Source organism: Phormidesmis sp. 146-12 (genome assembly GCF_052939495.1).
The window spans coordinates 1-11,069 of sequence record NZ_JBJPHS010000160.1; the positions used below are offsets into that span (position 1 = coordinate 1).

At 50.0% G+C, this 11,069-nt stretch carries 13 protein-coding genes; 7 read left to right on the top strand and 6 right to left on the bottom strand.

Annotated features, from left to right (window positions below; all coding sequences use genetic code 11):
• On the top strand, nucleotides 1-1,283 hold a 1,283-nt coding region (locus tag ACKFKF_RS32360), incomplete at its 5' end, for an aminotransferase class I/II-fold pyridoxal phosphate-dependent enzyme (protein ID WP_446871514.1).
• Between the two features lie 9 nt (nucleotides 1,284-1,292).
• On the opposite strand, the gene ACKFKF_RS32365 is transcribed toward ACKFKF_RS32360, so the two are convergent.
• Nucleotides 1,293-1,679 (bottom strand): FHA domain-containing protein, encoded by a 387-nt coding sequence (locus ACKFKF_RS32365; RefSeq protein ID WP_446871515.1) that lies wholly within the window; start codon nucleotides 1,677-1,679, stop codon nucleotides 1,293-1,295.
• A gap of 282 nt (nucleotides 1,680-1,961) precedes the next feature.
• Here ACKFKF_RS32365 and cbiT point away from each other — a divergent pair, with 282 nt between their 5' ends.
• Nucleotides 1,962-2,561 carry a precorrin-6Y C5,15-methyltransferase subunit CbiT gene (gene cbiT / locus ACKFKF_RS32370; RefSeq protein ID WP_446871516.1) on the top strand — a complete coding sequence of 200 codons (600 nt, stop codon included), beginning with the start codon at nucleotides 1,962-1,964 and terminating at the stop codon, nucleotides 2,559-2,561.
• A 186-nt stretch (nucleotides 2,562-2,747) separates the two neighbouring features.
• Nucleotides 2,748-3,617 (top strand): phosphatidate cytidylyltransferase, encoded by an 870-nt coding sequence (locus ACKFKF_RS32375; protein ID WP_446871517.1) that lies wholly within the window; start codon nucleotides 2,748-2,750, stop codon nucleotides 3,615-3,617.
• A gap of 82 nt (nucleotides 3,618-3,699) precedes the next feature.
• Here the strand turns inward: ACKFKF_RS32375 and ACKFKF_RS32380 are convergent, their stop codons facing one another.
• The 3 genes from ACKFKF_RS32380 to ACKFKF_RS32390 form a co-directional block, all read right to left on the bottom strand.
• Nucleotides 3,700-4,902 carry a glycosyltransferase gene (locus ACKFKF_RS32380; protein WP_446871518.1) on the bottom strand — a complete coding sequence of 401 codons (1,203 nt, stop codon included), beginning with the start codon at nucleotides 4,900-4,902 and terminating at the stop codon, nucleotides 3,700-3,702.
• A gap of 161 nt (nucleotides 4,903-5,063) precedes the next feature.
• Nucleotides 5,064-6,044, bottom strand: a complete 981-nt coding sequence (locus ACKFKF_RS32385; protein ID WP_446857961.1) for a decaprenyl-phosphate phosphoribosyltransferase — start codon at nucleotides 6,042-6,044, stop codon at nucleotides 5,064-5,066.
• Nucleotides 6,045-6,300: 256 nt separating this feature from the next.
• Complete coding sequence (locus tag ACKFKF_RS32390) at nucleotides 6,301-6,543, bottom strand: hypothetical protein (protein ID WP_446871519.1); 243 nt, start codon at nucleotides 6,541-6,543, stop codon at nucleotides 6,301-6,303.
• Nucleotides 6,544-6,592: 49 nt separating this feature from the next.
• Between ACKFKF_RS32390 and thrB the strand changes: the two genes are divergently transcribed.
• Together thrB and ACKFKF_RS32400 are read left to right on the top strand one after the other, a co-directional pair.
• The gene (thrB, locus tag ACKFKF_RS32395) at nucleotides 6,593-7,498 is read left to right on the top strand and encodes a homoserine kinase (protein ID WP_446871520.1); all 906 of its coding nucleotides are present in this window, start codon (nucleotides 6,593-6,595) and stop codon (nucleotides 7,496-7,498) included.
• A 56-nt stretch (nucleotides 7,499-7,554) separates the two neighbouring features.
• Nucleotides 7,555-8,109, top strand: a complete 555-nt coding sequence (locus ACKFKF_RS32400) for a DUF1499 domain-containing protein (RefSeq protein ID WP_446871521.1) — start codon at nucleotides 7,555-7,557, stop codon at nucleotides 8,107-8,109.
• On the opposite strand, the gene ACKFKF_RS32405 is transcribed toward ACKFKF_RS32400, so the two are convergent.
• Both ACKFKF_RS32405 and ACKFKF_RS32410 read right to left on the bottom strand, forming a co-directional pair.
• Nucleotides 8,095-8,991: an Rpn family recombination-promoting nuclease/putative transposase gene (locus tag ACKFKF_RS32405; protein WP_446871522.1), complete on the bottom strand. Its 897-nt coding sequence runs from the start codon at nucleotides 8,989-8,991 to the stop codon at nucleotides 8,095-8,097. The two genes, ACKFKF_RS32400 and ACKFKF_RS32405, sit on opposite strands and share 15 nt — an antisense overlap.
• 156 nt (nucleotides 8,992-9,147) lie before the next feature.
• A complete protein-coding gene (locus ACKFKF_RS32410; protein WP_446871523.1) occupies nucleotides 9,148-9,831 on the bottom strand; it encodes a zinc metallopeptidase in 684 nt (227 codons plus the stop codon).
• A gap of 252 nt (nucleotides 9,832-10,083) precedes the next feature.
• Between ACKFKF_RS32410 and yqeK the strand changes: the two genes are divergently transcribed.
• Together yqeK and ACKFKF_RS32420 are read left to right on the top strand one after the other, a co-directional pair.
• Nucleotides 10,084-10,794, top strand: coding sequence for a bis(5'-nucleosyl)-tetraphosphatase (symmetrical) YqeK (gene yqeK, locus ACKFKF_RS32415; protein WP_446871524.1), 711 nt, complete (start codon nucleotides 10,084-10,086; stop codon nucleotides 10,792-10,794).
• A gap of 84 nt (nucleotides 10,795-10,878) precedes the next feature.
• Nucleotides 10,879-11,069, top strand: a 191-nt coding sequence (locus tag ACKFKF_RS32420) for an RsfS/YbeB/iojap family protein (RefSeq protein WP_446871525.1), incomplete at its 3' end; no start/stop codon positions are given.

The window sequence follows — 11,069 nt, forward strand, 5'->3', positions numbered from 1 at the left end:
TTGGAGCAGATGAAACCTGGTTTTTGGTCAATGGCTCGACCTGTGGTGTGATCGCATCGATTCTGGCGACCTGCCGCCCTGGTGACAAAATTATTCTGCCGCGCAATGGGCACCAATCAGCGATCGCGGGACTTATTCTCTCCGGAGCGATTCCCATTTTTGTCAATCCTGAATACGATCCCGTTTTGGAGATTGCCCACAGCATTACGCCTGATGGTGTCGCGCAAGCACTAGCTGCTCACCCCGACGCTAAAGCCGTCATGATGCTGTATCCGACGTATTATGGCGTGTGTGGTGATGTGGAGGCGATCGCTCAAATGGCCCATCAGCATCACATTCCACTCATCGTTGACGAAGCTCACGGGTCACATTTTGCCTTTCATCCCGATTTGCCGATCGCTGCTTTAGCGGCCGGAGCCGATCTAACCGTGCAGTCGATTCATAAAACCTTGGCTTCGATGACTCAATCGGCCATGCTGCATCTTCGAGGGCAGAGAATTGAGCGCGATCGCATCCAAAAAGCCTTACAGCTAATTCAATCGACCAGTCCTAGCTACCTCCTACTTGCCTCACTAGACGCGGCCCGTCAGCAAATGGCCACCCAGGGACTAGAACGATTAGAACACACGCTAAATCTGGCAGATAACGCTCGATCGCGCCTTGAGGAGATTCCTGTTTCCACACTCCAACCCAGTCAAGCCGGGAAAACTCCAGGATTTTTGGCGCTCGATCGCACCCGTCTCACTGTCACTGTTTCAGAGTTAGGATGGGATGGTTTTGCTGCCGACGATCGCCTCCATCAACACCTCAAAGTCACCGCCGAGTTTCCCTCTCTCAAACATCTCACCTTCATCATCAGCCTGGGTAACACTCAGCAAGACATCGACCAACTCATCCAAGCCTTCACCCAACTTGCACGACATCCCAACCCTCATCCCTCTCGCGAAGCGTATCAAAGACAACCCCCCATCCCTCGCAAAGCGGAACAAAGTTCTCCCTCTTCCCTCCTCCCTCCTCCCTCTTCCCTCCCCCCTCCCCCTCTTCTCTACTCTCCCCGCGATGCTTTTTTTGCTGCAACAGAAACGCTGGCGATCGCTCAAACGGTTGATCACATCAGCGCAGAACTGATTTGTCCCTATCCCCCTGGCATTCCTGCTCTGTTTCCTGGTGAAAAAATCACTCAAGACGTTCTCATTTATCTACAGCAAGTTCTTCTAGCAGGTGGCATGATCAGCGGTTGCGCCGATCTCACCCTGCAAACGCTCCAAGTCGTCAAACTTTAGAAAAGCAATTTAGTCGTCTGCCCGTAACGTCGCATCCACATCGCCCGCAAAGACTCCCTCCACACCGTCTCTTTCTAATAAGTGATAGACCGCCCAAACTTGAGGGCCGAAGACGATTTTGTCGCGATCGCACAACACATGAGTTTGCAGCTTACGCCCGTTGATCAACAATCCATTGGCGCTGGGCTTTCCTTTGGGGCTACCATCCACAATCTGATAGCGGCAACTCCCATCATCTAGCGGCAGTTGGATCAGCGTAGCGTGGCGACGAGAAACAAACTGTGAAGCCAGCCGGATTGTGCATCTCGGATCTCGCCCGATCGTGCAAAGGCTGCGCTCCAGCGTAATTTGATGTTCGCCCTGGTCGTCTCTAACAAGCAACAGATGTGAAAGCATGGGTCGATCGTCTACGTGTCAATTCCTTTAGGCAGTGTGCCCGATTCACTCAGGAGAATTAGGATAAACTCATCAAGCCTCCATCAAGCTGGACGGACTGAGATTTGTTGGCTCTAGACTGTAGACCTTGCACTGTAGACAAAGCAAGTTTTTGGCTCCTGCCCTATTCTCTATTGTCCAACGTCTCTATCTGCCACACCCACCAATAAGTCACCACCTTTCATCCCTCATCCCTCATCCCTCATCCCTCATCCCTCATCCCTCATCCCTCATCCCTTCCCCATGCCCTCCCCCCTCTGGCCCTACCTCACCCCCGGCATTCCCGATGATCTTTTCGAGAATCTTCCTGGCATTCCAATGACTCAGCGTGAAGTTCGGCTACTGCTGCTGTCTCAACTGCGACTAAAACGAGACTCTATTTTGTGGGACATCGGCGCAGGCACAGGAACCATTCCTGTAGAAGTAGGGTTGCTCTGTCCTAGTGGGCAGATCATCGCCGTCGAGCGAGATGAGGAGGTCGCGAATTTGATCCGGCACAACTGCGATCGCTTTGAGGTCAAAAACGTCCAGGTGATCGAAGGAACTGCGCCCGACTGTCTGCGAAATTTGCCTCAGCCCGATCGGGTCTGTATCGAAGGCGGTCGCCCGATCAAAGCGATTCTCAAGGCCGTCTGGCAACAACTCAAACCCCAGGGTCGCATCGTCGCCACGGCCGTCAGTTTGGAAACGCTCTACCAGATTTCAGAAAGCTTCTCCGACCTTCACGCCAGGAATATTGAAGTGGTTCAGTCGGCGGTCAATCGTCTCGAAACCCGTGGCACGAGTCAAACCTTTATCGCGGTCGATCCAATTTTTGTTTTGAGTGGCGAAAAAATAGAATGAACAAGAGAGATTGTGAAGAACTCAAAACGCAAAACTAGGTTTGTCTCTCCAAATCAGCTAAAGTGTTCCAAAGCAACTCTTAACCTTCTTAACCTCTGGCTAATTTGCCAAATGATTTGATTGAGCAATGGAGTCAGCGGATGGTTGGACAGTTAGACCAGGTTCTCTTCATGCAAAATTAGTGTTATGCCTTGGTCTCGTATTTTGAGTGGGATTGTCCTGATTGCCTTCGCCCTGACCATTATGCTGCTGGGTGGATGGTATTTTACGGCGGGGTTTTGTCTGATTATTTATTTTGGACAACTAGAATATTTTCAGCTTGCTCGCGCCAAAGGGTTTGCTCCGGCTGGCAAAACAACGCTGGTGGTCAGTCAAATTTTGCTGGTGGTCTCCAACCTTTCGCCCGGTCTGGCAGATGCGATCTTTCCGGTTGCAGGAACGTTAATTTGCTTTTATCTGCTGTTTCAGCCTAAGTTGGCAACGATCGCGGATATTTCTGCTTCGATCATGGGCTTGTTTTATGGGGGCTATCTGCCGAGCTATTGGATTCGCCTGCGATCGCTGGGACAAATTGAAGCCAGTAACCTCCCGCTCGACGGCTTTTGGATCACCTCCTGGCAAGGACTTCAGGCGCTCCCGGCTGGTTTGACAAACACGCTGCTGGCCTTTTTGTGTATTTGGGCCGCTGACATCGGAGCCTATACGATCGGTCGGTGGATCGGTCGAACTCGTCTGTCAGACATCAGCCCCAAAAAGACTGTCGAAGGTGCCGTGTTTGGAGTTGCTGCTAGTGTAGCGGTTGGCGTGCTGGGATCGTGGTATCTCAACTGGTCGGGCTGGCCGATCACAGGGGTAGCGCTGGGTTTGCTGATCGGGATTGCCAGTCTGTTAGGCGATTTAACAGAGTCGATGATGAAACGAGATGCAGGCGTTAAAGACTCTGGACAACTGATTCCAGGGCATGGGGGCATCCTCGATCGCGCCGACAGCTACGTTTTTACGGCTCCGCTAGTCTATTATTTTGTGACGATCGTCTTGCCGCTGTTGCCTAAGTAAGACGTGAGGAGTGAGGAGATAAACCTGACAAATCCTGTGCTTACCTGAATAAAACTCACCTTCGCGGGACTGCTAGTCAGAATTACGGGTTGTCTAATCCTTGATCGTTCAATACTTGGTGATAAATTTTCATCAGTTGATCAAAGTTGGCTTCTGGGGTGTACTTAGTTTCGTAGGTGAGACGAGCCTGTTTTGACATTTGGGCGATCGCTGCTGGGTGTTGTTCTGCCCACTTCATCTTTGTGGCTAGATCGGCTGCATCTCTGGGAGCAAACTGTAAGCCTGTCTGTCCGTCTTCTACAATTTCTGCCATGCTGCCCAGTTTGGGGACGATAACCGGAAGCCCGCAGGAAAACGCTTCGGCGATCGTCAACGGAAACCCTTCATACCAGATCGACGGAAACACCAAAAATCGAGCTTGCTGCATGAGTTGGAGAACCGTCGCTTTGTCTTGTCTGCCAAGAAAGGTAATCGTGTCCTCTAATCCAGCCTCTTTGACCTGCTGCTGCAATACTTCTCGCAGGGGCCCTTCGCCGACAATTTTTAATGGTAGCGTCAACGCATTTTGCACATAAGCATCAATCAAAACAGCAACGCCTTTTTCTTCTGCCAGTCTGCCTACAAATAATGCACTGTGATGATCAGCAGGATTAGAGAAAGAAATTCCTTCGGGGGCGAACACAAAATTAGATTTGACGTGAATCTTGGCGATCGGCAACCCCGCCTGAGTCAGCTTCTCTTTTTGAAATTGAGTCAGCGTAATGTAAGCATTGACCCGCTCTTGCCAGGTGCCCCGCAGCCGATGCCAACTCACCATTGCTGTCACAACCGCACTTTGAGACCGAGAGCCACGATAGCAGCCATGCACAATCCCCGCTAGTGGAATCGGCTTCCCCAGACAGTCTTCACAGATCTGATTGTCTCGAAACAGCATCGCCCTGGGACAGCCCAACCGATAATTGTGCAGCGTTTGCACCACAGGAATTTTTTGATCTCGACAGGCATCATAAACCGAAGGCGACAGCAGCGGAAAAAAGTTGTGAACGTGAACGACATCCGGCCGAAACTGAGCGATCGCTTCTCTCACCTTGAGTTTAGAAGTCTGAGAATAAACCGCACTCACCGCTGCGATCGCTTTACTCCAGGCTCCGACAATCTCATCGTTACTAACTTCTAGCAACTCAACGGTGTGGCCGCGATCGCTCAACAACGCCTTCTCAGCTTGAACAACGCCTTCCTCTCCGCCCACAATCTGATAGCGGTTATGCAGTTGCAAAATTCTCATTTAGTTACGCCGCCTAATGCCGATCCCAATTTTACAAAAGCGCTGACTTTGAATTATTCCAGGGTGAAAGCAGACCCTAAAACAAATGTCACTGATTTAGGAACCGTGAGCAGTACTACAAGTTCTCATCCCTCATCCCTCTCGCGAAGCCTTCCTCATCCCTAAACAATGATGCCTTGATGCTTGAGCCATAAAATCACGAAGATTGTGACAATCCAACTGACCACCGTAAAGAGGATTGGCTTATCGGTAAGCAACACTTCTTCTGGACGCTCCGCCCGTTCTCCTAGCTCAGGAGTGGAAGAATTTTCAAGCGAGTCAACTTTGAGATCGCTCAATAGCTGATAGCGAAAAATACCATACAGCACAAATGGAAAGGTCAACATCATCCAGGGAGTAGACGCGCCGTTGACTTGCGGGCCAGAACTCCACAGGGCATAGCTCATCAGCGCTCCGGTCGTCACAGTACTTTCCATCCGAGTCAGCAGTGGTAGAGAATAGCGCTTCAGCACGCTGCGAGTTTTTCCCCCACGTTCTTGTAAAAGTCGAAGTTCAGCTTTGCGCTTTTCGACTCCCAAAAACAGCGCCAGCATTCCAGTACACAGCAAAAACCAGACCGATGGAGCAATTCCGATCGCAGCCCCTCCAGCCAAAGCACGCAAAACAAACCCAGCAGCGATCGCAATGATGTCCAAAATGGGAGTGCGCTTTAGTTTGAGGTTGTATGCAACTTGCAGCAGCGAATAGGCGATCAGCGTGACTCCCAATGCAGGCGCGGTTAACCATCCCAAAATTAAGGCACTGCTCAATAAAAGAACCGCCATCGCGATCGCCGTCCGCACTTTTACCCAACCCGCTGCGATCGGGCGCTTACACTTGACGGGATGCTGACGATCGGCTTCTACATCCGCCACATCGTTGATCAGATAAAAACTACTAGAGGCACAGCAAAACAGCACAAAGGCCAGAGTCGCAGCCAAAAACGACGGCAGATTAATGCTAAATGCAAAGAGAGGCACCGCAAACACAACCAGATTTTTTGTCCACTGGCGAGGTCGCAAGCTTTTAAGATGAGCTAGAAATCGAGTGCGTGAGGATACGGAGATCGATTTACTGGTATCTGTATTTGCACGAGAATTCATGATCTTTTTCCTGGAAGACTTCTCAGCGCATCCGGCTATCTACTGACTAATCTAGAGTTAACCATCAAAGCAAGCAACCTATCCAGAAAACATTTATCTTCTACTCAAGAAATCTTTAAATACTCCTCACAAAGGCTCAAATCTAGCGTTTCAAGCAAGAAAGGACTTAGAACGCTCAATCTTTGATGGTTGAAAGTGATGGTTGAAAGCGTCCTCGATCGCAGGCTGTGATCTCGAAGATCCCCCCTAACTTCCCTTAAAAAGAGAATTCAGGAGACTGCAAATTGACGTAATCTTGCGCGTGAAGTTCAGATTCGCGTTGACAACACATTGTTACGAGCTTGGTTTCGTTAAGCTTCTCACTCAAATCAAGATCAAACAAATCAAGATCAAACGTCGTGTAAGAAAGCCGGGACAAACGGAGGTTTTTGAGAATTGAGAGTCGATCGCTTCCCGCCATCCGATATTCTATGGAAATGTCTTTTTGAATCCTTCTCATCCCCCCTCATCCCTCATCCCTCATCCCTCATCCCTCCCTCATCCCTCTTATGCCCACCATTCGAGTCCCTGCGACAACAGCAAACATTGGCCCTGGCTTTGATTGTCTAGGGGCTGCCCTGACGCTGTATAACCAGTTCAAATTTACGCCGTCGTCTCAAAAACCACTCAAAATTACGGCAACGGGGGCAGAAGCCGATCGCGTCGCCACCAATGACAGCAATCTGGTATATCAGGCATTCTGCAAGTTTTTTGCCCATCTAGGACAGACCCCGCCTGCGGTTGAGATAGAGATAGAGATGAATGTGCCCCTCGCACGAGGATTGGGCAGTTCGGCAACGGCGATCGTCGGTGGGCTGGTGGGTGCCAATACTCTGTCAGAGTCGCCGCTGAGTCAAGACGAGATCATGCACCTGGCGATCGCCCTCGAAGGACATCCTGATAATGTGGTGCCTGCATTGCTTGGGGGCTGTCGATTGGCGGCATCGGGCCGCGATCGGGCGTGGGAAATCTGTGAATTGAACTGGCATTCTGACCTGATGCCGATCGTCGCCATTCCCGATTTTGAACTCTCTACCGCAGAAGCTCGTCGCGTTTTGCCTACCGATTACAGTCGCGCTGATGCCATCTTTAATACGGCTCACTTGGGTTTGTTGGTGCGAGGATTGGAAACCGCAAACGCAGACTGGCTCAAGGCGGCACTTGACGATCGTATTCATCAGCCCTATCGTCAAACGTTAATTTTGGGATTTGAAGCGGTGCGATCGGCTTCCCTGTCAGCGGGTGCTCATGGAATGGTGATCAGTGGGGCTGGCCCAACTTTACTTGCGTTATCAAGTGCCGCAAATGCAGAAGCGGTTCAGTCAGCAATGGAGAAAGCCTGGATGCGGGAGGGTGTTGGCGTTGAGGTGAAGGCGTTGCAGATCGATCGGGAGGGGGTGAGGAGTGAGGAGTGAGGGTGAAGACGGTAAGCTTTGTATGGATTAACTGTGGATTAACTAGTGGATTAACTATGAGTGACGTGTTTTGGCAAATGCTTAGAGTTTTTAGTGTTAAATCGATCGTGACGGCGCTGTTAGTTGCAAGCTGCTGGCTCACAATGTCTGTTTCGGTGTCTGCTCAACCCCTACGGCCAACCCCTTTGTTTGCATTATTTTCGTTTTCGGGCACACGTCCGGCTAATCTGGGAGTTCAGAATGGCAAGCTGGCAGCCTGTCCGAGTACGCCCAACTGTGTGAATAGTCAAACGGCAGATCAAGCCCATACGATCGCTCCCCTGCGCTACGCCACCAGTCCTGAAAAGGCATTCGCTAACCTCAAGCAAACCATTCAGGCGCAACCCAGAACCAGAATCGTTGCTGAAACTGAGAACTATCTCTACGCCGAATTCACCAGCAAACTGATGGGCTTTGTCGATGATGTGGAGTTTTATCTAGACAAACCTGCGGGCGTGATTCAAGTGCGATCGGCTTCTCGATTGGGCGAATCGGATTTGGGCGTTAACCGTCAAAGAGTAGATTCAATTCGCACGGCTCTCAAAGAAGCAGGCATTCTACAAATGGGATAGCCATCTCTCTAGATCTGACACGCTAGAAAAGTCGAGTAAAGCTTCTCCAAGGGATTCGAGTTGCTCAATGGGTAATGCTTCGATCTGTCTGCGTAAAGCCTCTGGCACTTCTCCAACTTTTCGGGCCAGCAGTCGAAAAATCAGTGATCGTTCTCCTTGAGCCATCCCTTGAGCCATCCAACTGGTTGTGATTTCCATAATTTGCTCCTGTTCTGTTGCCTCTAATTTACCAATCTCCTCAGCAAACAATGGCTCCTCAACCTCATTTAGCCGCAGGTACGTGTCCACAAATCCTGAGATGAGTCTGGTTTTTGCGGGGTCAAGGCGCAATGTGGTCAATAGCCGCAAACATTCCGCTTTCACTCTGGGGCGGTCTTGTGGGGCAATTCGCATCTTTGACATGAGAGCGGCTGCGATTGGGTTAGGCTGATCGATAAAGTTGCGCCAGTCTAACTGATTGAGTTGGATTGCAGCAAAATTGAATTCTAAAACCTTTAATCCTGAAAACTCCACAGTGTGCGTTTGCGGTTCGGCTCTCAGGGGTTCATCAAACGAGAAGACAACAATCGGATAAATCCTCTGCACATACTTTTGGTACAGACGGGCAAAGTAAAAAAACATTCTTCGGGCAAAGTTCGACTGAGTGTATGACTGAGCTTCGATGTGGACAAGGAATCCAACTTCCTCACCAGACTGTTTGACCTCAACAAGCAGATCGATGATTTTGTCCTCTCCAGACGTGAGATCCGCAAAGTACTCCTGCGGCAAAAACTGGATTGAGTCTCGTTCGATCGTGCTGGCAATTTCGGGCAAAAATAGATCCAAAAACTCAGCGAAGAATGTAGTGAGTAGCTCCTTGAAGAGACGATCGTGATCAACCATAAGATTTCGACAACTCACTAGACAACAAAACGGTGATAGCGCTCAATGAAGCGTAAAACAGGCTTTTAGACTCATCTTGCTACAAGTTTTAACCAATAAAAAGGACACCTGATTTAGATGCCCTGCTCAAAAATCTTTAGTTAAGACGACCAGAAACTAACGGCGAAAATTGGCCAAAATTAGATATTGAACCAACTGCAACACAGCGTATAGAGCCGTCGCCACATAGGTAAACGCCGCAGCATTTAACACCTTGCGGGCCGCCCGATTTTCTTCACCCTGCAAAATTCCTAGCTCGTCAATGATTCTCAGCGCCCGATTTGACGCATCAAACTCAACAGGCAGCATGACGAGATGAAAGACAATCACCGCCGCAAATAGCACAATGCCAATCTGAATAAAAACTCCGCCGATCGCGCCCATAAACAAGCCAGCCATAATCAAAATCGGCCCAAAGTTAGCGCCCAAATTGACCGCCGGAACCAGCGCCGCCCTCATATTCATTGGCTTATAGCCCTTCACATCTTGCAGCACATGACCACACTCGTGAGCCGCGACAGCCGCCGCCGCTAGAGAGTCAGACCCATACACCACCTCAGACAATCGAACTGCCTTAGCACTGGGATCGTAGTGATCCGTCAGTTCTCCTGCGATCGGCTCGATCGTTACATTGTGAATCCCCATATTTTTGAGAATCGTCTGCGCCACCTCAGCCCCGGTCATTCCTAAACTCGATCGTACTTGAGAATACTTGCGATAAGTGCCCTGAACGCGCTGCTGGGCCCACCACACCAAAATCATGCCCGGAATCAATAACAGGTAAGACGGATGAAAATACATGATCTTCTACCCAAATGTCGTGTAAGTGCTTTGCTGATTTGCTTTGAGCCTATGTTAGCACTTCAAACCGCAACCCTCTTTGGGGGGATTCCGTACATCATCACAGATTGTTAGCAAATTTATGGATCGGAGCGATTGAGCTAAAATAAGAGAATCTTTCGTCCTAATTATGCAAAATCTTGCGCTATTTGTTTTCTAAATTCAATTTTTCTAAGGTCGATCGTGTCGCACTGACAGGAGCTTTCTGCCTTCATGCGTGAGTCGTTCGAGGCGGTACGTCCAAATCCACCTAAAGCTGATGTCCGTCATGCTGAACACTCGACTGCGGATAATTTTTCAAATCCTGCCAATCCCCTTCGGCGGCGGATTCTCACCTGGCTCAAGGTTCACGTTCCCGAAACTAGAATTCGACATATTTTGCGCGTTGAGCAACTGGCGATCGTTCTAGCCCAGCACCATCACTTGGATGTAGAAAAAGCGGCTCAAGCAGCCCTGATGCACGACTTGGCGAAGTTCTTTAAACCCCAGCGGCTCCTGCAAATGTCCAAAGACGAAGGGCTAACCCTGGACGCAGTGGATGAGTCTAATCCTCATTTGCTTCACGCTGACGTGGGAGCGATCGTCGCCAGAGATGAATTTGGAATCCGAGACGAAGCAGTGCTGCAAGCCATTCGAGACCACACCTTGGGCAGACCAGGGATGAGTCCGTTAAGCTGTGTGGTCTATCTAGCAGATGGCCTAGAACCTGGACGAGGCAACGCCCCTGAGTTAGAGGCTCTGAGACAACTAAGTCGGCAAGATCTAGAAGAAGCCATCTGGCGCGCCTCCGATCATTCACTCAGACACTTGCTCAATGCTCACCACCTGATTCATCCCCGCACGGTGCTAACTCGCAACTGGTTTATGCAAACGGTGACCCACAAGCCACCCAAAAGAGCCAACCTCCCAAACCCTGACCCCTAGCTGGAGTGAAAATCATGCCACCCTACCGTTTCTAACTGCCTCGATCGCACTAACCATTTACCTAATCAAGGAACCTGAACATTAATGACAGATTTTTCTAAAGAGCAAATCCTTTCGACGATCGCATCTTCCGCCCCAGATTTTGATACGAGCTACGAACTGGCCACTCGCATCGCCGATGCTGCCTCTGACCGCAAGGGTGAAGACATTGTGCTGCTCAAAGTAGGAGAAGTCACCGTCTTGGCAGACTATTTTGTGATCGTGACGGGCTTTTC

Bases quoted from the DNA above. Each gene is read 5' to 3' on its own strand.
- ACKFKF_RS32365 (WP_446871515.1), bottom strand. From the start codon at position 1,679: ATGCTTTCACATCTGTTGCTTGTTAGAGACGACCAGGGCGAACATCAA.
- cbiT (WP_446871516.1), top strand. From the start codon at position 1,962: ATGCCCTCCCCCCTCTGGCCCTACCTCACCCCCGGCATTCCCGATGAT.
- ACKFKF_RS32375 (WP_446871517.1), top strand. From the start codon at position 2,748: ATGCCTTGGTCTCGTATTTTGAGTGGGATTGTCCTGATTGCCTTCGCC.
- ACKFKF_RS32380 (WP_446871518.1), bottom strand. From the start codon at position 4,902: ATGAGAATTTTGCAACTGCATAACCGCTATCAGATTGTGGGCGGAGAG.
- ACKFKF_RS32385 (WP_446857961.1), bottom strand. From the start codon at position 6,044: ATGAATTCTCGTGCAAATACAGATACCAGTAAATCGATCTCCGTATCC.
- ACKFKF_RS32390 (WP_446871519.1), bottom strand. From the start codon at position 6,543: ATGAGAAGGATTCAAAAAGACATTTCCATAGAATATCGGATGGCGGGA.
- thrB (WP_446871520.1), top strand. From the start codon at position 6,593: ATGCCCACCATTCGAGTCCCTGCGACAACAGCAAACATTGGCCCTGGC.
- ACKFKF_RS32400 (WP_446871521.1), top strand. From the start codon at position 7,555: ATGAGTGACGTGTTTTGGCAAATGCTTAGAGTTTTTAGTGTTAAATCG.
- ACKFKF_RS32405 (WP_446871522.1), bottom strand. From the start codon at position 8,991: ATGGTTGATCACGATCGTCTCTTCAAGGAGCTACTCACTACATTCTTC.
- ACKFKF_RS32410 (WP_446871523.1), bottom strand. From the start codon at position 9,831: ATGTATTTTCATCCGTCTTACCTGTTATTGATTCCGGGCATGATTTTG.
- yqeK (WP_446871524.1), top strand. From the start codon at position 10,084: ATGCGTGAGTCGTTCGAGGCGGTACGTCCAAATCCACCTAAAGCTGAT.